The 25,631-nt window shown below is 41.8% G+C and carries 39 protein-coding genes; 37 read left to right on the top strand and 2 right to left on the bottom strand.

Annotated elements, in window-relative coordinates:
* The 31 genes from P22_RS09810 (at position 1) to P22_RS09675 (ending at position 20,849) form a co-directional block, all read left to right on the top strand.
* Positions 1–1,473, top strand: a complete 1,473-nt coding sequence (locus P22_RS09810; RefSeq protein WP_216598059.1) for a phage portal protein — start codon at positions 1–3, stop codon at positions 1,471–1,473.
* Positions 1,400–1,852, top strand: a complete 453-nt coding sequence (locus P22_RS21555; RefSeq protein ID WP_156318919.1) for a GNAT family N-acetyltransferase — start codon at positions 1,400–1,402, stop codon at positions 1,850–1,852. Before P22_RS09810 ends, P22_RS21555 begins: the two co-directional genes overlap by 74 nt.
* Positions 1,842–3,611 carry a minor capsid protein gene (locus tag P22_RS19920; protein WP_069972800.1) on the top strand — a complete coding sequence of 590 codons (1,770 nt, stop codon included), beginning with the start codon at positions 1,842–1,844 and terminating at the stop codon, positions 3,609–3,611. Before P22_RS21555 ends, P22_RS19920 begins: the two co-directional genes overlap by 11 nt.
* Positions 3,595–3,765 (top strand): hypothetical protein, encoded by a 171-nt coding sequence (locus tag P22_RS20505; RefSeq protein WP_156318918.1) that lies wholly within the window; start codon positions 3,595–3,597, stop codon positions 3,763–3,765. Before P22_RS19920 ends, P22_RS20505 begins: the two co-directional genes overlap by 17 nt.
* A 76-nt stretch (positions 3,766–3,841) precedes the next feature.
* On the top strand, positions 3,842–4,132 hold the full coding sequence (locus tag P22_RS09795; RefSeq protein WP_054260059.1) for a hypothetical protein: 291 nt from the start codon (positions 3,842–3,844) through the stop codon (positions 4,130–4,132).
* Positions 4,133–4,169: 37 nt separating this feature from the next.
* Positions 4,170–4,766, top strand: coding sequence for a phage scaffolding protein (locus P22_RS09790; protein WP_054260058.1), 597 nt, complete (start codon positions 4,170–4,172; stop codon positions 4,764–4,766).
* A gap of 28 nt (positions 4,767–4,794) precedes the next feature.
* Positions 4,795–5,868 carry a hypothetical protein gene (locus P22_RS09785; RefSeq protein WP_054260057.1) on the top strand — a complete coding sequence of 358 codons (1,074 nt, stop codon included), beginning with the start codon at positions 4,795–4,797 and terminating at the stop codon, positions 5,866–5,868.
* A 4-nt stretch (positions 5,869–5,872) separates the two neighbouring features.
* Entirely contained in the window at positions 5,873–6,022 is a 150-nt protein-coding gene (locus P22_RS20500; RefSeq protein ID WP_156318917.1) for a hypothetical protein, read from the top strand.
* A 9-nt stretch (positions 6,023–6,031) separates the two neighbouring features.
* Positions 6,032–6,403 carry a hypothetical protein gene (locus tag P22_RS09780; RefSeq protein WP_054260056.1) on the top strand — a complete coding sequence of 124 codons (372 nt, stop codon included), beginning with the start codon at positions 6,032–6,034 and terminating at the stop codon, positions 6,401–6,403.
* Positions 6,397–6,759: a hypothetical protein gene (locus tag P22_RS09775; RefSeq protein ID WP_054260055.1), complete on the top strand. Its 363-nt coding sequence runs from the start codon at positions 6,397–6,399 to the stop codon at positions 6,757–6,759. Before P22_RS09780 ends, P22_RS09775 begins: the two co-directional genes overlap by 7 nt.
* Positions 6,759–7,352 (top strand): HK97 gp10 family phage protein, encoded by a 594-nt coding sequence (locus P22_RS09770; RefSeq protein ID WP_054260054.1) that lies wholly within the window; start codon positions 6,759–6,761, stop codon positions 7,350–7,352. The genes P22_RS09775 and P22_RS09770 overlap by 1 nt, the downstream gene beginning before the upstream one ends.
* Positions 7,349–7,777, top strand: coding sequence for a phage tail terminator family protein (locus P22_RS09765; protein ID WP_054260053.1), 429 nt, complete (start codon positions 7,349–7,351; stop codon positions 7,775–7,777). The genes P22_RS09770 and P22_RS09765 overlap by 4 nt, the downstream gene beginning before the upstream one ends.
* Before the next feature lie 4 nt (positions 7,778–7,781).
* Entirely contained in the window at positions 7,782–8,012 is a 231-nt protein-coding gene (locus P22_RS09760) for a hypothetical protein (protein WP_054260052.1), read from the top strand.
* Positions 8,013–8,019: 7 nt separating this feature from the next.
* The gene (locus P22_RS09755) at positions 8,020–9,372 is read left to right on the top strand and encodes a phage tail sheath family protein (RefSeq protein WP_054260051.1); all 1,353 of its coding nucleotides are present in this window, start codon (positions 8,020–8,022) and stop codon (positions 9,370–9,372) included.
* A 13-nt stretch (positions 9,373–9,385) separates the two neighbouring features.
* A complete protein-coding gene (locus P22_RS09750; protein ID WP_172675830.1) occupies positions 9,386–9,865 on the top strand; it encodes a phage tail tube protein in 480 nt (159 codons plus the stop codon).
* A 24-nt stretch (positions 9,866–9,889) separates the two neighbouring features.
* The gene (locus P22_RS09745) at positions 9,890–10,321 is read left to right on the top strand and encodes a phage tail assembly chaperone (RefSeq protein WP_054260050.1); all 432 of its coding nucleotides are present in this window, start codon (positions 9,890–9,892) and stop codon (positions 10,319–10,321) included.
* A 242-nt stretch (positions 10,322–10,563) separates the two neighbouring features.
* Complete coding sequence (locus P22_RS09740; RefSeq protein ID WP_054260049.1) at positions 10,564–11,361, top strand: hypothetical protein; 798 nt, start codon at positions 10,564–10,566, stop codon at positions 11,359–11,361.
* Between the two features lie 68 nt (positions 11,362–11,429).
* A complete protein-coding gene (locus tag P22_RS09735; protein ID WP_054260048.1) occupies positions 11,430–13,418 on the top strand; it encodes a tape measure protein in 1,989 nt (662 codons plus the stop codon).
* A complete protein-coding gene (locus P22_RS09730) occupies positions 13,418–14,122 on the top strand; it encodes a hypothetical protein (RefSeq protein WP_054260047.1) in 705 nt (234 codons plus the stop codon). Before P22_RS09735 ends, P22_RS09730 begins: the two co-directional genes overlap by 1 nt.
* Positions 14,082–15,086: an XkdQ/YqbQ family protein gene (locus P22_RS09725; protein WP_235814607.1), complete on the top strand. Its 1,005-nt coding sequence runs from the start codon at positions 14,082–14,084 to the stop codon at positions 15,084–15,086. Before P22_RS09730 ends, P22_RS09725 begins: the two co-directional genes overlap by 41 nt.
* A complete protein-coding gene (locus P22_RS09720) occupies positions 15,083–15,490 on the top strand; it encodes a DUF2577 domain-containing protein (RefSeq protein ID WP_054260046.1) in 408 nt (135 codons plus the stop codon). Before P22_RS09725 ends, P22_RS09720 begins: the two co-directional genes overlap by 4 nt.
* Positions 15,491–15,494: 4 nt before the next feature.
* On the top strand, positions 15,495–15,902 hold the full coding sequence (locus P22_RS09715) for a DUF2634 domain-containing protein (RefSeq protein WP_054260045.1): 408 nt from the start codon (positions 15,495–15,497) through the stop codon (positions 15,900–15,902).
* Positions 15,902–16,996: a baseplate J/gp47 family protein gene (locus P22_RS09710; RefSeq protein WP_054260044.1), complete on the top strand. Its 1,095-nt coding sequence runs from the start codon at positions 15,902–15,904 to the stop codon at positions 16,994–16,996. The genes P22_RS09715 and P22_RS09710 overlap by 1 nt, the downstream gene beginning before the upstream one ends.
* On the top strand, positions 16,989–17,615 hold the full coding sequence (locus tag P22_RS09705) for a putative phage tail protein (RefSeq protein WP_054260043.1): 627 nt from the start codon (positions 16,989–16,991) through the stop codon (positions 17,613–17,615). The genes P22_RS09710 and P22_RS09705 overlap by 8 nt, the downstream gene beginning before the upstream one ends.
* A 4-nt stretch (positions 17,616–17,619) precedes the next feature.
* Entirely contained in the window at positions 17,620–18,330 is a 711-nt protein-coding gene (locus P22_RS09700) for a phage tail-collar fiber domain-containing protein (protein WP_054260042.1), read from the top strand.
* Between the two features lie 394 nt (positions 18,331–18,724).
* Positions 18,725–19,036, top strand: a complete 312-nt coding sequence (locus tag P22_RS21550; RefSeq protein WP_373432670.1) for a gp53-like domain-containing protein — start codon at positions 18,725–18,727, stop codon at positions 19,034–19,036.
* 41 nt (positions 19,037–19,077) lie between these two features.
* Positions 19,078–19,527 carry a gp53-like domain-containing protein gene (locus P22_RS09690; RefSeq protein ID WP_054260040.1) on the top strand — a complete coding sequence of 150 codons (450 nt, stop codon included), beginning with the start codon at positions 19,078–19,080 and terminating at the stop codon, positions 19,525–19,527.
* A 21-nt stretch (positions 19,528–19,548) separates the two neighbouring features.
* A complete protein-coding gene (locus P22_RS09685; RefSeq protein ID WP_054260039.1) occupies positions 19,549–19,848 on the top strand; it encodes a Rossmann-fold NAD(P)-binding domain-containing protein in 300 nt (99 codons plus the stop codon).
* Positions 19,849–19,977, top strand: coding sequence for a CD1375 family protein (locus tag P22_RS21375; RefSeq protein WP_255351796.1), 129 nt, complete (start codon positions 19,849–19,851; stop codon positions 19,975–19,977). It abuts the gene before it with no gap.
* 12 nt (positions 19,978–19,989) lie between these two features.
* The gene (locus P22_RS09680) at positions 19,990–20,331 is read left to right on the top strand and encodes a hypothetical protein (protein WP_054260038.1); all 342 of its coding nucleotides are present in this window, start codon (positions 19,990–19,992) and stop codon (positions 20,329–20,331) included.
* On the top strand, positions 20,328–20,849 hold the full coding sequence (locus tag P22_RS09675) for an N-acetylmuramoyl-L-alanine amidase family protein (protein WP_054260037.1): 522 nt from the start codon (positions 20,328–20,330) through the stop codon (positions 20,847–20,849). Before P22_RS09680 ends, P22_RS09675 begins: the two co-directional genes overlap by 4 nt.
* 21 nt (positions 20,850–20,870) lie before the next feature.
* Here the strand turns inward: P22_RS09675 and P22_RS09670 are convergent, their stop codons facing one another.
* Positions 20,871–21,101 (bottom strand): helix-turn-helix domain-containing protein, encoded by a 231-nt coding sequence (locus P22_RS09670; protein WP_054260036.1) that lies wholly within the window; start codon positions 21,099–21,101, stop codon positions 20,871–20,873.
* Positions 21,102–21,273: 172 nt separating this feature from the next.
* Here P22_RS09670 and P22_RS09665 point away from each other — a divergent pair, with 172 nt between their 5' ends.
* The 5 genes from P22_RS09665 to P22_RS09645 all read left to right on the top strand — a co-directional run bounded on the left by P22_RS09665 (position 21,274) and on the right by P22_RS09645 (position 24,755).
* Complete coding sequence (locus tag P22_RS09665; protein ID WP_054260035.1) at positions 21,274–21,504, top strand: hypothetical protein; 231 nt, start codon at positions 21,274–21,276, stop codon at positions 21,502–21,504.
* A gap of 284 nt (positions 21,505–21,788) precedes the next feature.
* Entirely contained in the window at positions 21,789–22,052 is a 264-nt protein-coding gene (locus P22_RS09660; RefSeq protein WP_054260034.1) for a hypothetical protein, read from the top strand.
* A 13-nt stretch (positions 22,053–22,065) separates the two neighbouring features.
* Positions 22,066–22,308, top strand: a complete 243-nt coding sequence (locus P22_RS09655) for a hypothetical protein (RefSeq protein ID WP_054260033.1) — start codon at positions 22,066–22,068, stop codon at positions 22,306–22,308.
* 870 nt (positions 22,309–23,178) lie between these two features.
* Positions 23,179–24,009 (top strand): DUF2971 domain-containing protein, encoded by an 831-nt coding sequence (locus P22_RS09650; protein ID WP_054260032.1) that lies wholly within the window; start codon positions 23,179–23,181, stop codon positions 24,007–24,009.
* A gap of 242 nt (positions 24,010–24,251) precedes the next feature.
* On the top strand, positions 24,252–24,755 hold the full coding sequence (locus P22_RS09645) for a hypothetical protein (RefSeq protein ID WP_054260031.1): 504 nt from the start codon (positions 24,252–24,254) through the stop codon (positions 24,753–24,755).
* Between the two features lie 36 nt (positions 24,756–24,791).
* On the opposite strand, the gene P22_RS20055 is transcribed toward P22_RS09645, so the two are convergent.
* Positions 24,792–24,956: an aspartyl-phosphate phosphatase Spo0E family protein gene (locus P22_RS20055; RefSeq protein ID WP_072169791.1), complete on the bottom strand. Its 165-nt coding sequence runs from the start codon at positions 24,954–24,956 to the stop codon at positions 24,792–24,794.
* A 447-nt stretch (positions 24,957–25,403) separates the two neighbouring features.
* Between P22_RS20055 and P22_RS09640 the strand changes: the two genes are divergently transcribed.
* Positions 25,404–25,607 carry a hypothetical protein gene (locus P22_RS09640; RefSeq protein ID WP_172675828.1) on the top strand — a complete coding sequence of 68 codons (204 nt, stop codon included), beginning with the start codon at positions 25,404–25,406 and terminating at the stop codon, positions 25,605–25,607.
* Positions 25,608–25,631 lie beyond the last annotated feature (24 nt).

Raw genomic sequence — 25,631 nt, 5'->3', positions numbered from 1 at the left:
GTGTATTGGACAGATCAGACCGGACAAATTAACCAACTTATAAAAATAGGTGCGGCCAGCCGGATGAGTGATTTGAAATTTATCGAACGGGAATTGATTAAATTTCAAAACTCACCAGAACGGCGGGGCATGATAATCGGTGAAAAGTACTATCATGGTGATCATGATATCCTACGTCGTAAGCGGACGGTTATTGGTGAAGGTGGAGAATTAACCGAGGTGACAAATCTGCCCAATAACCGTGTTGTAGATAACCAATACGCCAAGTTAGTTGATCAGAAAGTCAATTATCTATTGGCTAAACCGCTCACCTTTGAAAGCGAAGCCGAGGGCTATAGTAAACTACTCCAAACAGTTTTTAATAAAGGCTTCCTGCGGACTTTAAAAAATGTCGGTGAAGACGCTATAAACGATGGGATAGCTTGGCTGCATCCTTACTATGACGATCAGGGAGAACTTGTTTTTAAGAAGTTCCCCGGATATGAGATTCTACCCTTTTGGGCTAATGCCGAACATACAGTTTTAGACTTCGCCGTCCGGGTGTACAGTGTAGAGGCATATGAAGGAACTATTGAGGTTGCTATTACAAAAGTTGAGATATACGATAAGCAAGGCATTCACCGTTTTGAATTGAAGGGTAACAGCTTAATCCCTGATGTTGAAAACCCATCAAGTACTCATATGGTTATCGAAAATTCTGAAGGTAATGTTACGGGCTACAACTGGGAGAAAATCCCGTTAGTGCCCTTTAAATTTAATAACAAGGAAATACCGCTTATTAGGCGTGTTAAGTCGCTTCAGGATGGTATAAATGACTTAATCAGCGATTTTAAGAACAACATGCAGGAAGATAAGCGGAATACCATCCTGATTTTGAAAAACTATGATGGTACTAACCTGGGAGAATTCCGGCATAATCTCAGTCAGTACGGCGTAGTCAAGGTGAAAACGGTTGATGGCGCGGATGGCGGTTTAGAGGCGTTGGAAATTGCGGTCAATAGCGAGAATTATAAAGTTATTTTGGATCTACTAAAAAAGGCCTTAGTTGAAAACGGGCGCGGATTCGATGCCAAAGATGACCGCATGGGCAATAATCCAAACCAGATGAATATTCAAAGTATGTATTCAGATATTGACCTGGATGCTAACGGCATGGAAACAGAATTTCAAGCTGCTTTTGAAGAATTATTGTGGTTTGTGAATATGCATCTTGCCAATACTGGTCAGGGTGATTACAGCGGCCAGACAGTGAATATTATCTTTAACCGAGACATTCTCATCAACGAATCTGAATCAATCGAAAACTGCGGTAAATCAGTCGGTATCCTATCTAACGAAACTATTGTTAGTCAACATCCTTGGACTACTGACGTAAAAATAGAACTGAAGCGTATAGCCGATGAAAAAGCACAGCAACAGTCTGAAATGGACCAGTATAAAGCCATGTTTGGCAACACTGGTGGCGGTGGATAAACCCCCAGAGCCGTTCCGGGTTAGATTCACAGGCGTGGTGCTTTTCCTTGATTCTGTACACGAAAGGAGCGGGAGCAGAATAAATAACGTTGAACGCTACGAAGATGAAGATTTTATTCAGACCAAATTTGGTTATTGTTTTTACTTATTGGGAACTTGTCCTCTTATATACAACCTTTACGTGCATCCTCAATATAGAAGACGTGGGCATTCCCGCATGCTTTTGCAGTGTGTTATCAGCGAAATCAGAAAAACTGGCTATGAGGGAAAAATACACATACAGGCAGAACCAAAAGAAAATAGCATAGAGTTAACTGACCTAATAAAGTATTACAAAAGCATGGACCTTGTTATATTAGGTGATGGCAATGGAGAATAGAGATTATTGGCGTAAACGGTTTGAGCAGTTGGAAGAATCCCAATTAAAAAAGGGTTTGGATTATTATAACGATTTGGAACGTGAATATAAAAAAGCGTCTGAAACGATTGAACAGCAAATTACGGCATGGTATAACCGCTTTGCTAAAAATAATCAAATTTCCTTTGCCGAAGCGAAGCAGCTTTTGAATTCCTCTGAACTGGACGAATTGCGCTGGACGGTCCAGGAGTATATCAAATACGGTAAGCAAAACGCCGTTAACGGCCAGTGGATGAAGCAGTTAGAGAATGCCTCTGCCAAAGTTCATATTTCACGGTTGGAAGCTTTAAAGCTTCAAATGCAACAGCAGGTGGAAGTCTTATACGGCAATCAACTTGATGGCCTGGACAAGACCATGCGGAACATTTATTCTGAAGGTTATTATCATTCAGCCTATGAAATACAGCGCGGTTTTAACGTTGGCTATGATCTGCATAGGTTTAACAATCAGCAGTTTACTGCCGTAATCAGTAAACCCTGGACACCGGACGGCAAGAATTTTTCGGATCGGATCTGGCAAAGTAAAGATCAGTTAATCAATACTCTGCACACCGAATTAACACAGTCCATCATCCGGGGGGATGCACCGGATAAAGCTATAAAAACCATAGCGCAAAAATTAAATACTTCCAAGAATACAGCAGGGCGGTTAGTAATGACCGAATCTGCTTTTTTTGCGTCCGCTTCTCAAGAGCGTTGTTTCAATGATTTGGAAGTAAAAAAGTATGAAATTGTTGCTACACTGGACAGTCATACTTCACCGATCTGTCAGAGCCTGGACGGCGAAGTCTTTGAAATGAAGGATTATCAGGTTGGCGTTACCGCGCCGCCGTTTCATTGTTGGTGCCGGACGGTTACGGTGCCATATTTCGATGATTCCGCTGGATACAGAGCAGCCAGGAACGCCAAAGGAAAAACCTACTATGTGCCTGATAGCATGAAATATGAGGATTGGAAAAAATCATTCGTAGACGGAGGCTCAAAAGATGGATTGAAGGAAATCGCTAAACCGGATATACTGAAGGTAAAATTCACACCGGCCAAAACTATCAAAGAAGCTGAAAAGTATGCGATGGATACGTTAGGCTTTTCCAAAGTCAGCTTTAAGGATATTGATGTTGGTGTGGCTAATAGCGTTAATCAAGGTATTGGTGAGTTTTATAATAAATACCCTGCATTAAACGGCTTTATTACCAACATGGAAACGAGTGGACGTATGCGGGCTGTCGCTTCTGCAGGTATGGCTTTTAAAGACGGTCAGCTAATAACGAGATTGAAGCTGTCTAAGGACTATTTAAACGATTTGGCAAGTATCGACACCATGATCAAAAGAGCAGTAGACAGTAAATGGTGGACGCCTAAAAAGGATGTATCCGGCATTATTGAGCATGAATTAGGCCATATGCTTGAGTATATAACCACAATGAAAAAGTACGGCGTTGATCTTAAAACGACAAACCCTGATCAAATAAATGCTGCTTTTAGAGCTATCAATAATGCGGAATTGTCCGCTAAGATTAAAGACCAGGCTTTAAAAAATCTTCAGCTTACAAATGATAAGACTGTCATAACTGAAAATTTAAGCACCTACGGCTATAAACATCCTGCAGAATTTCTAGCGGAAGCCGTATCTGAATATAATCCCCGGCCATTGGCTCAAGAGGTTCTAAAACTATTACAAGAAGAAATGGAGGCGGTGTTCAATGGTGATCCCACCTAAAGAGATACTTCATTTGCTCTATTATGACGAAAAAACCAAACAAACGGCTATCCGAGAAGATGCCACGGAGGAAGAAAAGCATATCTTTAAAAAATTTCTCCAGGAGGTTGAGGATGGCACTTTAACTGATAGGGAAATTGAGCTTATCCCATAACTTATTTAATTAAGCATCTACACGTTAGCGTGTGGGTGCTTTTTTATATGCAAAAATTTAAAAGGAGGAATCTATAATGATTCAGAAAGTGTTTGAGTATTTAGCAAAGGTGTTAGTGATCTTTGCTAGTGTGGTCACTATGGTGGAGGGCACAGGCGAAACCGGGGAAGCCAAGAAGGAACAGGCCAAAACGGAAATTAAGAGCCTATTTGAGCAATTGGCGGCAGATGGTAAGGTTCCTACTTGGTTATCTTCCATTGTTACTAATGATATGGTTTTGGACTTTCTGATTGATAAGATTGTGGCCTATGCCAATGATCAAAACTGGTTTGAAAAATCGTATGAAATTTTAAAGGGTGCTGAGTAATCGGCACCCTTACTTTATGGGAAAGGTTGGTTATTAAATGACAAAAGAACAATTGATTGCGTTGGGATTGGACGATGCTGCAGCTACTAAAGTGGCCGCTGCCAGTACTGAAGAGTTGAAGGGTTATGTGGCTAAAGCTGACCATGAAAAAGTAGTTACGGCCAAAACTCAACTTGAAACCGATATTAAAACTCGTGATAAGCAATTGGAAGAGTTGAAAAAAGTGGACGCTGCTGGCCTGCAAAAGAAAATCGAAGAATTACAGGAAACCAATAAAACTACGAAAACCGAGTATGAAGCTAAAATCCGGCAGATGCAGATTGATTCTGCCGTTACTGCAGCTTTAACAGGTGCCAAAGCCAAAAATCTGAAAGCCGTTCGTGCTTTGCTTGATCTTGAAAAGGCTGAACTTGACGGTGAAAACGTTAAGGGTTTGGCTGACCAAATTAAGAAGCTTCAAGAATCTGAGGATACCAAATTCCTGTTTGATTCTGGAGCTCAGCAGACAAAATTTAAGGGGGTTAAGCCCGGAGAAGGTAAGGATAAGGGCTATCCTACCGATAAAAAGCCAAGTGAAATGAATTATACCGAGCTATGCGCCTATATGGAAGCAAATCCCGGCGCAGAAGTTTAATTTAAAAGGAAATGAGGTAATTTGACTTATGGGTAAATTTAATTCAAAAACGTTTAACCCGGAGGCATTTGGTAAGTATGTCAGCCGGATTCCGCAAACCAAGAAAAATGAATTAGTGAAATCCAAAGCACTAAAGGGAAATACTGATATCCGCAATGCTTTTAGCTCACAAACCGGGACGGCTTACGCTACGTTGCCGATGTATGGCCTTTTGGAAGGGGATGCCCTAAACTATGACGGCAATACCGATATTACGGCTGAAAGCACGACTACTTTTGAACGTAGCGTTGTTGTGGTTGGCCGAGCTAAAGCCTGGGTAGAAAGCGATTTTGCCGAAGATATCACCGGTGGCGCGGGTTTTATGGATAATGTCGCTGTTCAAGTGGCCGAATACTGGGATGGGATTGATCAAGCCACGCTATTAAGCATACTTAAAGGCCTTTTTTCCATGACCGGCACGAACAATTTAAAGTTCGTAGACAATCATACCTATGATATTACTTCTAAAGCCGCTGAAGCCGCTTTTGTCGGGGCCGCTACGCTTAACAGTGCTATTCAGCAGGCCAGCGGAGATAACAAGGCAAAATTCAAAATTGTTATTATGCATTCCGTGGTCGCCACGAACCTGGAAAATTTGAAATTATTGGCCTATATGAAGCAAACGGATGCTAACGGCATTGAACGTGAGCTTGGCTTGGCGACTTGGAATGGCAGGGTAGTACTGATTGATGATTCCATGCCTACGGAAGATGTACCGGAAAGCACCGCTGGGGCAGGAGATGGTTACACCAAATACACTACGTATATACTGGGTGAGGGTGCTTTTGACTATGAGAATATCGGTGCCCAGGTTCCTTATGAGATGAATCGTGACCCTAAAACTAACGGCGGTCAAGATACGCTTTACAGCCGTCAGCGGAAATGCTTTGCTCCTTATGGGATTAGCTATACTAAATCAAGCCAGGCAACGTTATCGCCGACAAATGCCGAACTGGAAAACGGGGCTAACTGGTCATTGGTTAATGATGGAGGCACAGGAGCAGCCAGAAAGTATATTAACCATAAGGCCATTCCGATTGCCCGAATTATCTCAAAGGGGTGATTATATGAAATGGTTTGACGCTTTATTAGGCGTCCTTGGTTTGGTCAAAAAAGCCGATGAAGTTAAAAAAACTAAGGATTCCACTGGAAAAATAGTCGGTGCGGTTGAAATCATTCAAGAAGCTGATCAATTACGCAAAAACCTGAAGAAGTAGGTGGCCGTTATGTTGGATGATGTTAAATCGCGTTTAGAATCGTTTGGATATACTCCGACTGCTGCCGATAATTGGGTGCTTGGTTTTTGCATTGGCAAGGTTGAAAACCATATCAAAAATAATTGCAATGTGGCCGCAGTACCGGAAGGATTGCGGCTTATTGCTATTGATATGGCCTGTGGGGGATTCCTTTTCGGCAAGAAACAGAGCGGCCAGAGTGTGGGTATTGACTTTGAGGCTGTAGTGAAGTCTGTCGCTGAGGGGGATACAACCATTACCTTTGATTCTAAAAATAGCGCAGAAGCCAAATATGACAGTCTGATAGCCTATTTATTGCATGGGGAAGTTGATTTTGCAAGATTCAGGTGCGTCAAATGGTAAATCCGGTTAGAAAAGCAATTGAAAGCATGTATGCCGGGGTCTGCACTGTTTATGAATATCAGTCGATTAAAGACCCTGTGACAAAAATAACCTCTCAGAAGGAAGTTGCTGTTTTGACCGATCAACCTTGCCGATTATCGTTCAAAAATATAACCGGAACTTCTTCCAATGATGGTGCTGCAGCGGTTACACAGGAAATTAAATTATTTATCGCCCCGGAAGTAACCATTAAGCCGGGAGCTAAACTCACCATTACCCAAAACGGCGTTACCGCCGATTATGAGGGTAGCGGTAAACCCGCCGTGTACACTCATCACCAGGAGATCATTCTGGATTTGTTCAAGGGATATGCATAATGGCTAAGTCGGATTTTTCGCAAATGAAACAGTTCACTGAACAGCTTGAAAAATTAGCAAGCGGGGAAGAGATAGAGCTATTGTGCCGGTCTTGTGCAAAAGAGCTAGCGGCGCGGTTTTTAACCAAGGTGATCAAACGGACGCCTGTTGGCAAAGGTACATTTGAAGCGGTTATTGACGATGACGGCAAAAGGGTTAAGCATAAGCGGGGCAAGAATAAGGGGCAAACCAAGCTGAGAAAAGTCAGTAACGGCGGCACTCTCCGCCGGGGCTGGACAGCGGCGACGGAAGCCGAAGCAAGAAACGGCAGCGGTAAAGACCCTGTTGCTTATGTGAATTCGATGCTAGTTGAAAGAATCGGTAAAAAATATCGGATCATCATTATTAATCCTGTTTCATACGCTTCCTACGTTGAGTATGGCCACAGGCAAAAAGCGGGAAGGTATATCCCAGCTATCGGTAAGAAACTGAAAAAGGGCTGGTCGAAAGGCCATTTTATGATGACAATTTCTGCAAATGAAATACGAAAGGAAGCCCCCGGCATTTTGGAAAAACGGTTTGAGGCCTTTTTGAAGGAGGTCTTAAGGAAATGATCAATGATGTAGCTACGGCCATTTCACAAGGGCTAGATGAAGCTTTTGGCGATGGCTACGAGCATTATATAGACGATATACCGCAGGGCTTTCAAACGCCTTGTTTTTTTATTCTTTTATTGCGGGGAACACAAACGCAGATCCGTGGTAGTCGGTATTTCCGGGAGCATGAATTTGATATTCATTATTTCCCGCAGGCGGTCAAACAGTATACCCAAGAAATCAATGCGGTGGCTGAACGGCTGATGATGAATTTGGAATACGTGAATCTTTCAACCGGGCCGATACGTGGTACAGATATGAGGTATGAAGTGCAAGATGGGGTATTGCATTTCTTTGTGCATTATGACTTCTTCATTTGGAAAGTGCCTGAAGAGGTTCCACTCATGCAGGAGCTCCATCAATCTCAAAAACTAAAGGGGTGATAAAATGGCGAAAGCATCGACTGCGGCGAACACCGATACACCGGTTGCGGAAGAGAAAAAAGTAGCGACGTATACCAGGGATCAGGTTTTGCAAGCTGACAAGTACCGACAGTACCGGGATATTGCCGGTATCGTGCTGGAAAAAGACAAGCAATACACGGCAGATGAGATACAGCAGAAGATTGATAGATTTCTAAAGGCACCAATTAAAGAAAAAGTGAATGGGAAGGAGTGAGTAACTGATGTCATTAGGTGGCGGCGGCTGGCTGTTTCAAAACAAGAAACTTCCTGGAGCTTATATTAACTTTGTCAGCAAGGTTCGTCCGAGTACGGATTTTGCTGACCGTGGCTATGGAGCTATGGCCTTAGAGTTAGATTGGGGGCCAGAAGGGGAAGTGTTTAAGGTAGAAGTAGCCGACTTTCAGAAGTCTTCTACTAAATACTTCGGATATGATTATACCAGTGACAAAATAACCGGTCTGAGGGATCTGTTTAAGAACCTCAAAACCGGTTATTTTTATAGGCTGAATAATTCAGCAGTGAAGGCGGCTTGCGCTTTAGCAACTGCGAAGTATGGCGGCGTGCGGGGCAATGACTTGACTATTGTTATACAGGCTAATATTGATGACGAGGGTATGTTTGACGTCATTACCTATCTCACAACGGATGGGGCAAAATCTGTTGTAGATAAGCAAACAGTTACCGATAAGGCGGCACTTGCGGATAATGATTACGTAACCTGGAAAGCGGACATGACGCTGGAAGCCACAGCGGGAACACCGTTAACCGGCGGCTCCAACGGCGAAGCGGTGTCCGGGCTGCAATACCAGGAGTTTCTAGATAAGATTGAACCTTATTATTTCAATGCGCTTGGGTGCCTGTCTACGGAATCAACTGTTCAAGATTTGTTCATCCAGTTTACCAAACGCATGCGCGACGACGTAGGGATGAAATTCCAAACTATAGTTTACGGCAAGGAGAACGTTGACTATGAGGGCGTTATCTCCATTAAAAACAAGGTAACGGATGCCGGGGCTTCTCCGGCAAGCTTGGTCTATTGGCTGACCGGCGCAGAAGCTGCCTGTGCGGTAAATGCCTCCTGCACAAACAAAACATACGACGGGGATTTTACGGTCGATACAAGTTATGGTCAGACCGAATTGGAGAAAGCAATTACATCCGGCATGTTGATCTTCCACCGTGTCACCGATGCTGTAGAGGGCGATATTACCGGGGATGTCAATATCCTGCAGGACATCAATACTTTTACATCATTTACGAAGCAGAAAAATGAAGACTTTTCCGCTAATCAGGTAATTCGAGTATTGGATCAAATTGCAACAGATGTTGCCAGATTGTTTAATAAAACGTATTTGGGCAAAGAACCAAATGACCCTGATGGACGGATTGCATTCTGGGGCGATCTAGTGGAATACCATAAAGAACTACAGCGGGTCCGGGCTATTCAAAACTTCACACCGGACGATATTCCAATCCCAACACAAGGCGAGTCTAAGGAATCCGTTTTGAGTGAATACCAAGTACAACCGACTATGTGTATGGAAAAATTGTATATGACCGTCGTGGTCGCGTAAGGAGGGATAATTTATGGCTGATGCAATCAGAACAATGCGAGCAAAGGACGTTATTGCCGCAAAGCTGGCTAGTTGCTATGCAACTATTGACGGAAACCGTTATTTGCTGATGCAGGCAAAAAGCTTGGAAGCGAAAGTTGAAAAAGATAAGCAGGAGGTCGCTATCCTTGGCCGGACCGGCAAGGGGCATAAAACAGTAAGCTGGAACGGAACCGGTAGTATGACGATTTATAATAATACTTCAATGTTCACGAAGCTGCTTAAAACCTATAAAGATACTGGACAGGATTTTTATTTCGATATTCAAATCACTAATGAAGATCCTACTTCTGACGCCGGTAGACAGACCATCATCCTGAAAGATTGTAACTTGGATAGCGGTGTCATTGCTGCATTTGATGCCGATGGTGATTGGCTGGAGCAGGATGTAGACTTTACTTTTGAGGATTTTGAAATGCCGGAAGAATTTAATCAGCTTGACGGCATGCAGTAATTATAATAAGTGGAGGTTTTACCTATGGATAATAATTTAGTAGCCTTTCTGGCCGAGAATGCGATTAAAGCTGAAAACATCAAATATGTGGCGTCAAAACGATTTAGGGATGCCAATAAAAATTCTATTGAATGGGAAATCCGGGTTTTAACGAGTGAAGAGGACGAAGCAATTAAGAAAACCTGCAAAAGAAAAGTTTTCGTTCCCGGTACACGTGATGCGAAAATTGAATTCGATAATGAAAAATATGCCGAAGAATTGATTGTCGCCTGTGTAGTGTATCCTAATTTGAACGATGCAGCGTTGCAAGATTCTTATGGGGTGGTCGGCGCAGTCCAATTAATACACAAAATGCTGACGCCGGGTGAATACACAGACTTGTATCTTATGGTGTCTCAGGCTAACGGCTTTGAGGTTGGCATGGACGATAAGAAAATCAAACAAGCAAAAAACTGATTAAGGGGGGCGATATTTACGCTAACGTAGCGTATTACGCCCTCCACAAACTTCATAAACTCCCGCATGAGATATTTAACTTACCTGTTAATGAACAGGCTTTTGTTTTTGCGGCAATATCTACAAAGATCGAAGCGGATAAAAAAGAAGCTGAAAGGGCTAAACGAGAAGCCAAATCTCGCAGACGCAGGTAAATCTATGGTATAATTTGGGTAACTATATCATAGATTGGTGGGGTTGTAGTGGCGAATGAAAAAGTAGAAGCCTTAAAAAACAGCATAAAAGCATCAAATCCGAATTTTCGAGATGGTAAATTAGTATCGGATTCTGCATTTAAACAGATAGTAAATTGCGTTCAACCTACTGAAATAAATTTTGGTTGTAGAATAAATAATGTAGGATTATTAATAGGTACTGTTGATAAATTGTTATTTGTTGAAAAAGTTACCATAGGGTCTACTATGCCAGATAAAACCCTCTACTATAATGATATTATAAACATATCCATAGCGCCAAAATTTATTTGTAATAAAATAACCATTGTCTCCGGGAGATTAGAAACCATAATCGAAGTAGATAAGACTGAATCAGACTATATAGTTAATCAAATTAGGCAAAGGATACAAAAACCAAATATAGAAAGAGAAACCGCCGTTCCGTTTGTGAGCAATGTTAATTTAAAAGGGATCAAGTTAGAAATTCTCAGTCAAAATTTTGAAAATGATTTTAAACTTGTTTCTACTCAAAAGGAGTTATACTTCCAACGTTCTACCAAACAAGGAAACGAAAAAATACAAATATTAGGGAATATAAAAGATGTTACGCAATTAACCGAAGAAAATAAACAAAGTCTGCTTAAAAAAGCAGGTTGGGGGTTTATCGGCAGTGTTGTAGCTGGGCCAATCGGTATGTTTGCAGGATTGCTGGCAAAAGGAAATAAAAAAGAGATAAGTTTTATTTGTGAATTACATACTGGGGAAAAGTTTTTAGCCAAGACAGATAATGAAACCTTCCAAAAATTATTATCAATCAGTTTATAAAGATTAAATAGGATCAAAACCGCTCCGAAAAGGGGCGGTTTTTTCATGCCCTTTAAAGGAGGGGTAGAATGGCGACTATACAAAATTCAATCGCTATCAGCGACGGGGCCACGGCTCCACTTCAGCGTATGGCGAAAGCAGCAGAAGTGACTACTGGACGATTTGAAGCTGCATCCGCTGCTGCTAACAGGATTGGCGAATCGGTATCAGGCACGGCCGAGCGAAAGGTATCGGGAATTGCATCCGCTGCTTATTCTACAGTCCCTGCATTTGAAGCGGCTTCGGTGGCGGCAACAGGCACGGCCAATAGCGTAGGATTGATCGGCGCGGCTTCAGCGACAGCCCGAGCGGGAATTATAGGTCTGGGGATGACCATAGCAACCGTGTTTGGCAGCATTATGGCCGTTATTGGGTTGATCATAACGGCATTACAATCCGTTTTTGGTTCAATCCATCTTTCTGATGAATTCTCACAAACGACAGCGCGACTAAATCTAATGAACGATGGCTTGCAAACCACGGCGCAGTTACAGGCTATGATATTTGCGTCGGCACAACGAGCGCGAAGTGAATACCAAGGAACAGCCGCTTTTGTTGCAAAAATAGGTATGATGGCCGGAAAAATATTTTCAAGTAATGCAGAATTGATCGGTGTAGCGGAAACTATCAATAAGATATTCAAAATATCCGGGACAGGCGCACAAGAGCAAGCTTCTGCAACTCTCCAATTAAGCCAGGCCTTAGCCTCTGGTGTGCTACGTGGTGAAGAATTAAATGCTGTATTTGAAGCCGCGCCAATGATGATCCAAAAGATTGCCGACTATCTCAAAGTGGACATTGGACAAATTAGGGCAATGGCAGCGGAAGGTCAGTTATCAGCGGCTATTGTAAAAAATGCTATGATCGCGGCTGCAGATGGGGTAAATCAAACCTTTGAAACTATTCCTAAGACCTGGAGCGACATTTGGACTAGTTTTAAAAATACGGCTCTTATGGGGTTGCAACCGTTGTTTGGTCAAATTAGCTCCTTGGCGAATAGCCCTGGAATACAAACCTTTGTTAACGGCATTGCCACTGGAACCGCTTATGCAGGCGTTATCCTTGCCGGTCTGATTAATAATTTAGTTTGGCTTGGGGGCGTGATCAGTGATGTCGGATCATATGTAAATAGTTGGTTAGTAGCTGGTTTTGTGATTCTGGGTGACATTGCGAATGCTGTTCTCCCTTATATAATCGGCGCTCTATTTGCCTATGCGATTGGATGGGCTACAGTAAATGCGCAGATGGTGGTACATAATACGATACAGAAGGTTGTTCTTTTGTGGGATATTGCTATCACTAATGCTAAAAAAGCGTGGACGGCGGTTACAGTAGCCTTGGCCGGTGCTCAGGCGTTATTAAATGCTGTGTTGACAATGAATCCTATCCCCATTTTGATATTCCTTGTTGGTGCGGCTATTGCGGCTTTTATGGGGTGGCAAATTCAGACAATGGGATTACGGAACGCTATCGCCTCTGCTTTTTCATCCATAGCGGAAACTGCCGGGGAAGCCATCAACTTTATGATAAGGCGCGTAAACGATTTGATAGGAATATTAAATAAAGCCGCAAGCCTGATAAATGGGGTGTTCGGCACCAACATTGGCACTGTTGGAATGATTGCGGAAGTGGACTCCAAAGGCTGGGGAAAATCAGCTGGTGATTTTGTAAAGAATTTTGATATTCATAATCTGGGCGGTATGCTAGGCCTGCCTGAAATGCCTAATGCAAATACAATCCCTGATGTGGCCGGTGATATTGCCTCTGCCGGTAAAGATACGGCAGATAATACAAAAGGTATTAAAGACGCTATGGAGATCACTGAAGAGAGTCTTCAATACATGCGTGATATTGCCGAGCAGGAAGTCATTAACCGTTATACTACGGCTGAAGTCAAAATTGAACTGGCTCAAACGAATACGATAAATAACCCGGATGACTTTGACGGCATGGTTCGACACATGGAGGAAAGCTTATTTGAAGCTATGGTATCCGGGGCAGAGAAGGTGCATCTATAATGGCGTATTATTTTTTCTTAGGAAATACGATGTTACCCGTTCCACCGGAAAAGATGGATTTAAAAATAAAAAACAAAAATAAAACTATCAACCTTATCAATGAGGGTGAAGTCAATATCATCAAAACGCCGGGTTTGACTGAAATATCGTTTGATGCACGGTTGCCGAATAGAAGCTATCCGTTTGCCAGTTATGACACCTCTTTTTCAGATTCGTTAAAGACTAACCTTTTGGGCAACAGCTTCAGCTTTAAAAAGGCTGATTATTTTATGTCGTATTTCAAGCAGGCCAAGGCTACACAAACGCCTTTCCGGCTCATTATTGCGCGTATGACGCCGCAGTTTCAGATGTTAAGTGATACAAACATACTGGTTACGTTAGAAGAATATAGCAATAACGAGGATGCAAGAAACGGTTTTGATGTAGTTGTGCCTCTTCGACTGAAACAGTACCGGCCATTTGGGACAAAGGAACTGGTCAAAACGACGAACGCAAAGGGCGAGGAAGTGTACACGGTCAGGGAAACCAGGATAACCACCCAAGAAGTACCTTCGGTATACCAAATCAGAAATGAGCAATCCATATGGGAAGCCTGCAAAAGAATATCGGGTGGTAGCTTGGATTGGCGAGCAGTAGCCGGAATGAACGGGTTGTCTAATCCGATTGGCAGTATTACGAAGGGGACGGTGCTGCACCTTGGCTGATGTGACGATTATTATTGAAAACAGTAATAAAAAAATGTTGCAGCCTGCCGCCCTGGATGGTGTTACATGGGAGACAACCAGGAAAGGAGCGCCGGGAAAGTTAGCTTTCCAAGTGGTGAAAGATGAACTGCTGGACTTTCAGGAAGGAAACCCTGTCCGCATGTGGCATGGTGATAAAGCCGTATTTAAAGGGTTTGTGTTTTCCAAAAAACGCAATAAAGACGGCGTGATTGCGGTGACGGCATATGATCAACTACGATATTTGAAAAACAAGGATATTTATTATTATACGAACCTGAAAGCCGGTGAAGTTGTTAAACGGATAGCCGCTGATTTTCAGTTAAATATGGGTGAAATCGACGATACTGAGTATGTGATCCCTAAGTACAGGGGCAGTAATGAGACTCTTTTTGATATTATCCAAACTGCCTTAGATTACACCTTGCAAAATAATAAAACAATGTACGTCCTGTATGATGACGTAGGCAAACTAATGCTCAAAAACGTGGATAACCTGCATGTGCCCATCCTGCTAGATGCGGAGACAGCCGAGGACTTTGATTATGAGTCCAGCATTGATAAAGAAACCTATAATAAAATCAAGCTTTATTATGATGATAAAGATGAAGGAAAACGCAATATTTATATCTCCCAAGATAGCGGGAACCAAGCAAAGTGGGGAATATTGCAGCTTTGCGAATCGATTAATCCTAAAAAGGCTATAAATCCGGCAGCTAAATCTGATGCACTATTAGATTTATATAATCGGGTTCGCCGGTCATTGTCCATAACCAATGCCGCCGGTGATAACCGAGTACGGGCCGGTTCCGGCGTCATGGTTAATTTGAATTTGGGGGACATGGAAGTCCAGGGGAAATGGATGTTGGTAGAAACGGTCAAGCATAAATACTCCAATAACCAACATACTATGGATCTGACTTTACGAGGGGGTATAATCGGATGAGCGCGGAACTTTTACAGGTGTTTCAGACGCTGATTGGACAAACCATGCAAGCCGGTCAATTAGCCGATTACGTTTTAGGCGTTGTTGAATCCTCGTCCCCTCTCTCTATCCGAATTGAACAGAAGGAAACAATCACGGAAGAATTTTTAATCTTAACCGATGCCGTTCGAGATTATGACGTAGATATTGAAGTCAGCCACGTAACGGAAAACCGGGCAGGCGGCAGCGGTGATCCGGCATTTGCTTCGCATAACCATGACTACACAGGACGGAAGAAGATCCGGGTATATAATGGTTTGCATGTCGGTGAGAACGTTATTTTACTTCGGCAGGCAGGTGGGCAGGAGTTTGTTGTACTAAGCCGGGTATTCAATCACACGAATTTGACAGGGCAATGGGGGTGAGTGTATGGCATTGTTGCCTGAAGCGGCCACAACGAGTACAGAATTGAATTTAACAACACAGCCTAATAAATCCTATAAAATGCGTATTGATGATGAAAAGGTACTCGGCACGGTAGATGCTTTGGAAGCAGTAGAACAGGCCTGTTATAAAATCCTAAACACCGAACGATATCAATATGTAATCTATAGCTGGAATTATGGCATAGAGCTTCAAGACTTGTTTGGCAAACCTATCCCTTATGTCTTTTCAGAGTTGCCACGGCGTATCCGGGAGGCTCTTACCCAGGATGACAGAGTTAATGATGTCACGGACTTTGATCTCAGTCACAATAAAGGGGATGTACTGGCAACGTTTAAAGTGGTTACAGCCAGCGGCGTGATTGAAATGCAGAAAGGGGTGAGGATACTGTAATGTATGAGAACCAGACAGAGCAAGTCGTATTTGAACGCATGATGCAAAGCGTGTCACCGAGCTTGGATAAGCGGGAGGGTGCCATCATATATGATAGCTGCATGCCAACAGCAATAGAAGTCATGCTGCTGTATGCTATGGCTGACTTTTTCTTGAAAAACACATTTGGTGATACGGCAGAGCGGGAATACCTTATTGAACGGGCAAAGGAGCGCGGTTTAACGCCGGATGAAGCCACTTATGCCAAGGTCAAAGGCAATTTTACACCGGCAAGTTTGAATATACCGATAGGCTCCCGCTTTTCCTACGATGATGTGAATTACGCTGTTACTGAAAAAATCAGTGACGGCGTTTATTTTTTGGTTTGTGAAACAGCAGGCACGTCAGGAAATAAACCGGCGGGGGCTATGGTAGCGATTGATTACGTGGCTGGGCTTCAGACGGCGACGTTATCGGAGGTCACTGTTCCCGGCGAAGAGGAAGAAGCAACGGAAACATTTCGCGCCAGGTATCTGGCGAGTTTTAGTAGCCAGGCCTATGGCGGCAATATTGCTGACTATCGGGAAAAAATGAATAAAATTCAGGGTATCGGCGGGGTTAAGGTTTATCCGGTGTGGCAGGGCGGCGGTACGGTTCGCCTTGCATTCATGACATCAGAATACAAAGTGCCAACGGCTGAATTTATCGACGAAGTACAAACTCTTGTTGACCCAATACCAAACCAAGGGCAAGGTTTGGGAATAGCTCCTATCGGCCATATTGTCACGGTGCAGGGGGTGTCAGATTCACAAATCAATATCGGACTGCATTTAACCTTTTCTAATGGTACTTATGACGATTATAAATCAGATGTTGAGGACACTATTGACGCCTATTTTACCGAGTTAAATAAAAGCTGGCAATCAACACAAGTAGCTGAAATTGATCAGTATAGCAATACCGGCTTAGTGATACGAATCTCCCAAATAGAGAGCCGGTTACTTGGTATTGACGGCATAGTCGATATTCAGCATACGACAATAAACGGTGTCGAGGAAAATTTGACGCTGGGCGTCGATGAATTGGCGGTGCGCGGGGTGGTGACAAATGGATGAACTAGTACGTGATGTGCATGTAGAGCGGTATTATCCGCAAGTCATAGCTCCGGCCAAGGAGTTCAAGGCGATTGCTGAAGTCGTAAATCCTGAATTGACTTTGATTTGGAAACGACTCTGGCAGCTATTTTGTAACACTTTTGTCTATGACATTGACGAGGCCGGGGCTACACGTTGGGAGATTATGCTTAAGCTACGTCCCAAAGCAACGGATGATTTAATAACCCGGCGGCGGCGTATTTTGACCAAAATCAATGCACAGCTTCCATACACTCACCGGCAACTGGAAAACATGCTGGCCGCGACATATGGAGCCGGGAAAACAAAAGTATCTATTAACTATAACGACTATGCTTTATGGGTAGATATCTTGGCGAGTATTTTAACACGGACACCGGAAATGCGGACTTTCCTCCGGGCTATTGTCCCGGCCAATATGACAATCGGGATATCCAATACACAAACGCTAAATCAAAGCATATATGCCGGTGGATATATCCGCGTAAGTAAACGGGTTGAAATACATCCCAGCCTATCATTTGGATCGGCTGAAATGGAAAACAATTTAGGGGCAATCGGTTTTATACGGAAGGTCGCTCATACCGTAATAAGGAGTTGATGAAATGGCAGAGTATCCTAAAATTGTACTCACCAATATAGGGCTAGATATGATTGCTGAATCGCAAACAGGTCGCAGCCTTATTTTTACAAAGTTAAAAATCGGAGACGGAGTATTGGGGACAGGCGAAAGCATATCGACGTTAACAGCCTTAAAAAGCTTTAAGCTTGATGTACCTATTCAAGGTTTTTTAAATCAGGGGAATGGTCAGATAAGATTGCGCTATTTGGTAGACAATAGCGGCGTTCCGGCAGACCAAGGATTTTTTGCCCGTGAAGTTGGCATATATGCGAAGCTGGATGAATCCGGGACGGAGAAACTTTATGCCTATGTGAACGGCGGGAATAGAGTAGATTGGATACCAGATAAAAATACGCCAATGGATGCACAGATTTTTGATGTTTTTGTATTGATCGGTAATGCGTCTAACGTAACAGTTGTGATCGACGGCAGCGCGACGTATGCGACAAAGCTAGATTTGGAAGAACATAATGAGGATGAAAACGCTCATGAAGTGGCGATCAGCCAACACAACACCGATTTGAACGCTCACGCCGACTTGTTGCATCTTTGGCAACCTTCCCATGCCTACGCGGTGGGCGACATTGCATTCTCGCCCAAACTTCCATCATGGGCGTATTTGGAATGCACTCAAGCCGGGACATCAGGCGAAGACGATACAATATTTACAAATATTTCCAACGGGGGGAGGTAATTGAAGATAATTCCATTTTCTGGATTGTCCGAGATATGAGGCAAGCCGACACACAATTTGACGCAAGCACTAAACTTGCTACAACAAAGTTTGTACAGCAGGCACTGGGAAATTTTCGGGGTTTGCAATATATTACAGGCGACACCGTTCTCACAACTGCAGCAGTAGGATTGGTGTTTGAGTTTAATATATCGGCTTCGTGCAAGGTAACGTTACCCTCACCAGTCGGTCGACAGGGCGCAACTCTGACTTTTATAGCAAATCAAGCAAGCGCGAGTAATACCGTTACATTGAAATCTGCTGCAGGGAGTCAGATTTGGATTAATGAAGCTGTTGTATCAAGCTTACAGCTGCAGCGAGTTAACACGTACCAATTTGTTAGCGATGGCGAGAATTGGGTGTTGATCTCTGGAGCCGGTTCAGCTGTTTTAGGCCCCTCGGCTACCAAAAATTGCCGAGTGGGTTGATATTACAATGGGTGGTATCGCCTGCTATTGCAAGTGGAGCGAATACGGTAGTTACTTTGCCAATAGCATTTCCAAATGCCAACTTAGGACAATATACAACAATATCAAATATGTCTGCAGACCTTAGCGTTGGCAGTACATATATAGGGCAAATACGTAATATCAGTTTATCCAATATTACAATACGGAATTTAGGACAATCCAATGCACAATACTGTGTATTGTGTATTGGATACTAAGAACGATGGGATAACTTCTATAAAAACAGAGAGGTGATAACATGGCAAACATAACGGATGGAAGTGTACAATGGGCAATCCGTGACAAACGTGTTGCAGCGGATTCATCGGACAATAGCACAAGACTATCAACTACCGCATGGATACGAAGCAACATCCAATCTCTTGTTGCTGGGTGCATCGCTGCCGTAGCTACAGCCGCCGGATTTGCATACTCGTTTGGGAGTACCAATGGATATATAAAATTTCCCTCATGGCTTGGAGGATTGATCATCCAATGGGGACAAGCCACTGAAGAACTGTTTTCGTCTGGGATTGCAACCGTAACCACTGGTATAGCCTTCCCGAGCACTTTTCAGCAAGTGTTTGCAGTACACGGCGGTTCATCCCCAAAATATTATGGGACGTTAATTGACAGTACTAGCCAATTTAGAATTTTTGCATCTGCGACAAGTGTTCTATTTGCACGATGGTTTGCTATTGGTCGCTAAGATAAGAGAAAGGAGGATATTATGGTAAAAGTAAATTATGATGCTGTAACAGGTGAGATACTTGGATTTTACCCTGACTTTGTACAATACGAATCTATCCCTGAGCCACATATTGAAATTGATGAAGCAGCATGGCAAGATTGTACGGACAATCCGGGTCGTCGCCGGGTAGACCTGGCGGCATTAAAAATTGTTGAGTATACGCCTGAACCTGAAACGCAAATTATAACGCCGCCGGTCGATGAAGAAAAGGCTGACCTTTGGGAAGCGATACTGGCGCTAACTGAAAAAATAGAAACATTGGAAGGAGGTAAAGCATAAATGGCTACACTGATTGACTATAAAATCATGGCCTATGCGTATTTGGTCAAGGCCGGACGCAAGGTGCTTGAAGCAGACGTGCCGGAAGAATACCGGGAAGAAGTAGCAAAACGACTGATTGCAGAATAATGGGGTGATCGATTGGAAGCAGTATCAATATTACCGTATATAGTTCAAAACCCGAATTTAATCGGGTTTATTTTATTTGTCATTGTTTTTTTACCCTTGCTAGCTTATGTCATCCGTAATGCCGACAAGCAAGCCGGTAGGCAGCAAGATTTTTTCAATCGCAGCATGGATGATGCAAAAGATCGTGAGGAACGGTTAGGCGATTTGGTGAACAATACCCTGACTAAACAAACCGAGGCGTTAAATAACATCAATACTACACTGGTGGGCATGAATCAAAACCTTATGGATGTGAGAGTCCGTGTCGATGTTATTGAAGATCATATCGGATTAGAAAAGGAGAAGGTATCATGAAAATTACTATTAATGGCGGTCATTGTCCGGGAATGGAGCCCGGAGCGGTAGGCGCAAGTGGTTTGCAGGAGGCTGTTGTAGTACAGGACATTATGCATCGCGTGGCCGGTTATCTCCGGACGGTAGGGTATGAAGTCCTGGAAGTCCAGAAAAATGAACTGTATGAAATTACGAATGTATCAAACGGTTTTAATGCGGATCTGTTCGTAAGTATTCATTGTAATTCAGCGGCCAATACCGCTGCCAAGGGGACGGAAACCTATTGTTATTCATTAGGCGGCGAAGGAGCAAAACTTGCGCAGTGCATTCAGAAGCAAATCGTTAACAGCCTTGGTACTGTGGACCGGGGGATTAAAACAGCCGGTTTCTATGTATTGAAATACACGGATTGTCCGGCTGTGTTAGTGGAAACGGCGTTCATTAGTAACCCGGACGATGAACAATTACTTGCTGATGCCGGTAAACGTGACGAATTTGCCAGGGCTATAGCAAGAGGCATAACGGATTCCTTACAATAAATATTAAGCCCGGATAGCGGTTTATTCGCTGTCCGGGCTTTTTTCTGTTTCATCAGGCATGTATTCCATTATGTCATACGGCTGGCAATTAAAAGTTCTACATACCCGGTCAATAATCTCTATGTTTACTGGTCTATGGCCGGATAATTTGGCTACGGTAGCTGAAGATAACCCGGTCATTTGAGCAAACTGACCTTTAGATATTCCTTGCCGCTGCAGCATATCCAATAATTTAAAATATTTGATTGCCAAGTCAAACACCTCCATTTACAGACTAACATTAATTTATGTATTTGTAAATATTATTTTATATAAACAAAAATATTTTTGCGAATACGCTTGACAATTATTTACGTTCGCAGTATATTATATTTAAAGATAAAAATAATTTTGCGAATACAGATAATAAACGGAGGCGGTAAGGATGGCAACCATTAGACATTTTAATAGTGAAGGCATCGTTTCCGAAGAACATTATTTCGATAAAGATTCAGCGGGGAATTTGGTCAAAGTAGCGTCATGGTATTTTGATGGTGAAATATTAACCGTTATCCAATACCGTAACAGAGACAATATTGGAAATTATTACAAGACAGAACATAAATACACTGATTGCGAATACTGGGTAAAGAATAAACGCAAAGAATTATTTTAAGTTCACCAAATAAATAAGCGGTGGAGTACAGCCCACCGCTCGAGGGAGGATAATTGAAAAATGGTACAAGAAAAATTATACCATTGCTGTAATACCTGCAAACACAAGGTGAACAACCTTTACGGATGCAACATTCCAAAAGAGTGTTTTAACGGTTTTAGTGCCTATGAACCAAATAAAGAAATGGTAAAACAGGAAACAGAATCCCCGGCCTAGCCGGGGTAATGCTGGCAGGCAGACGGTCACAACCATCGAGAGCCAGTATAACGAAGGGAGCAATAAAAATGGAAAAATTCTACTCAAAGCAGGAGTTAATTCACAGGTTAGGTTATCGTCCTTACGATTTACACGAAGCAGAATTTATAGATCACTTCTTGGAGAGAAACGGCAGGTTATTCTTAAACAAAGAAAACTCGAAGGTTTACGACGACAATTACCGCTGCTATGCCCCGGAAGAATGGAAATATCCTCCTGGTATCAGGTTGCCAGAATGGGACGCGTGCAGCCTACAGGAAGCCATAGATTTTATTGACAGTTACGGACAATGAGAGGAGCATGTATATGACCAGAACAGAAAAATGGTATGTTGTAAAGGTAGATACCGACAATGGAATCCGGTTAGGAATCGCACAGTTTTTATTGGATGATTTTATTGACGGGTTTATTCCTGATACTCTGGGCGAATATACTGCAGATGATCAAGCTAGCATCGCCGCCTATGAGTTCTCAGAAAAAACTGGAATACCTGTTTTCGACGAAACGAATGATATTTTTTATGACTATATTGAAAAGAAACCTGATTAATGAAAAAACCCGGATAGTCCGGGTTTTTTTTATTTGATTGTGTCCGTTGTGTCCGTCAAAAATGCGACGGACACAGACCTTGGACACACCGCGAGGTTAGATAATTCAAGGGCTTAACCTATTATGTGTCCAATATGTCCATACTTTCTATATATAAGATTATAAAATACATATACATATAACGTTATATGTGAATATATCACAATATATGTGAAGTCATACACGCATATATACATATATAGGAAACCCGTGGAACGTTGGACACATGGACACAGCATTAAACGATTTGCAATAGGCTTTCACACATAAATAGAAAGTTGTCAAAAAGTTGTCGATTTAGCAACTGAATTTGACAACTATTGCACTTCAATCCGTATTTTATAGTTGTTGTGGTGAAATGACGATTCTTGTTTTTAACTGACTCTTAATCAGTAGGTTCGGGGTTCGATTCCCCGGTGGGTCACCAGGAAAAAATTCAGGTGTATCAAGGCTTAACGGCTTTTGATACACCTTTAATTATGTCAACATGTGTCCAAAGTTGTGTCCATCTAAAGGTGAAAAATATAATTTTATATCTTCACCGCTGGCCAATAAATGGCTGGCGTGAGTGTGGCGCAGACAATGGAACCCTAGCCTGGTAATACCTATCTGTTTGCAAAATTAGGAACTATGTGCTGATTGTGTCCGGGTGATTGTGAACTCCATCTTCCCGGCAAAAAATCAGCTTACTTTTTTTATCATATTTAATATCTCCTCCGTTTGTTTTCTGGTTAATGAATCGCTTGAGCAGAGAAAGCTAACAGAAATTAAGTTAAATACTGAATTTAGATCTGATAAAATGCATATTATAATTTTGCAAAGGTGATTGAATTGAGTAATGATATTTTTAGTGAAGAATATTCGGATAAGTACTTGTATCATTATACGAGCGCAGACAAGGCTAAAATAATGCTCGAGACATACAAGATTCGCTTTGGACTACTCGAAAAAACAAATGACCCTAGAGAAAGTATGGAGTGGGATTTTATTTCAGATATAAATCTAGGAGAAGGTTTTCCAGGTGATCTATTTAAACATGTTACAAAAACGCTTACTAATGAAATAAAGAAAAGATGTAAAATTGCCTGTTTTACGCAAGATTATAATGGGGAAGTATATATGGGTGAATCTGTCTGTGCAAATAAAGGTTTTTCTAAACCTAGAATGTGGGCACAATATGCAGACGGCCATAAGGGCGCATGCATAATTATTGATCGCAAAGCACTTCTTGCTACAATATATAAAGATTTTGACAAAAAATTTGTTTATTCTGAGAACGTACTGTACGATAGAATTTCTCCACTTGAAAAGTGTTTCCGGTTTAATTTTAATAAAATAAATTCACCTGAATCTAGAGATAAAACCATTGACTCAATGATTGATGAATATTATCACAGTTATTTCTTTACAAAAAATTGGGATTGGGAACAAGAACATGAGTTTAGAATAGCAATAAGAGCATTTGGTGAAGAACCTATTAATATTTCACTTGATGGAGCACTTAAGGGAATTGTTGTAGGAGCAGATTGTTCCAATGAAGACGCTGAAATAATTAAGAATGTATGTAGCATAAGAAACTTAAAATACGAGAAGATAAAATGGAAAAATGGAGTACCGTATTTGGGTGAAAAGCCCTACTTAAAATTAAGAATAGGTTATTAGCTTTAACGGCACTCTCCGGGGTGCTTTTCTTATGCCTAGTTCTTAAATTTTATCTATTGCAGGAATAATTCCGAATTCTTTCCGCAAAAGAATATGTTCTTCAGGCTATGACGGTAAGATAAAAATCTATAAAGCCAAAGGTCGCTCTCAATAAGGGAGCGGCTTTTTAATTACACGTGTAGAATATCCCTGGAAATTTTTGCAGATAATAGCAGTAAAGTGAAGATGTGAGGGTATCGGATATGGATTTATTTACACGAGGATTAACATCGGGGGTTCTTTCGGGAATCATTTTAAACATATTCAGTTTTATAAGCGAATCTCTAGGTATAACTACACTTCCGATGGCTACATGGACAGCAATCATTATCTTTGGACGAACTCCACCATTTAGTTTTAGCGAAACTATATTTGCCATGTTAGGAAATCTCATGTTTACAGGACTTTTAGGGGTAGTTTTTGCTTTTCTAGTTCCTGTTATCACAAAGGAAAAATTATACTTAAAAGGCTGGTTTTTTTCTACTGTTGTGTGGTTTATTATTTATGCTGTTACAACCTTATTTAAGGTAGAGGGAACTATGTCCTTAGAATTAAACACAGTAGTATCAAATGCAGTGTCCGCTTCTGTCTTTGGTGTATTTTTAACATATTTTCTAAATCTATTGTCAATAAGTGAAGAATCTGTTTTCTATAAGATGAAGATGGCACCAGCTATGAAACCGAATCAAGACGATAATAAAGAATAGTGAAATCCCGGTAGCCGAGGCTGCCGGGATTTTGCATTACACCCTTTTACTTATGAGCTTTTGATACTTCGTTAACAGCGCATCAAGTTCATGGCTGACTTTTAGAATTTCGGGGTCAGTAAGTTTATTGATGGTATCTATGTTGTTTATTTTTTTGCGTAGTTCTTCAATCTCTTTTAGCAGTCTATGTAAGTATGGCATATGAACTCCTTCTTAAAATAGTTGTCGAGGCTGTCTCGAAATAAAAATGCCAGGTGATTCAGTTTATACTGCAATCTGGCAATCATACTACAAAAGTTATATTTAGTATAATGCTTTTTTGTGACGAAATTGTGACAAGAATTCTGTAGGACCCCCGATGGTTCAAAAAAGCCACTATCTATCCGCTGGATAGATAGTGGCTTTTTTGAGATTGACAGGGTACTGGATATCAGGCAGGATGTGGGAGCCGATTAAAGCGTTGTAAAATTATCTGAATTTAAACATACAAACGGCAATAGCCATTATTTAAATAAATGATGTCCTGGCAGCCTGATAGTGGTTTTTTGTGTAAACAGTTGTCTAATATTTTAGAATGATCTTTTAAATTGACAACAATTCCTATTGGTAATATATTTTTCTTAAATGTTTATTAGAAAAGGAAGGATTATGATGGCTAGCAATTATTATCATAACTATTTTGACCTCTTGAATACTGGGGAAGGCAATAATACATTATCTTCAAGTGATAGTGATATACTACCTGTGGTTGCCGGGATAGCCTTGTTTGTCATGGTTATTTCCATAGCTTTAGCGGCTATTTTCTATGCAGACGCTCATGGTTTTCTAGTGGATCCCATAAAGTTTCTGTAATTTTAACCAGGTGATGCCCAGCGG

The sequence above is a fragment of the Propionispora sp. 2/2-37 genome (genome assembly GCF_001298735.1).
Classification (GTDB): Bacteria; Bacillota; Negativicutes; order Propionisporales; family Propionisporaceae; genus Propionispora.
The sequence above is the reverse complement of the archived record's forward strand: the minus strand, read 5'-3'. Positions and strand labels throughout refer to the sequence as shown.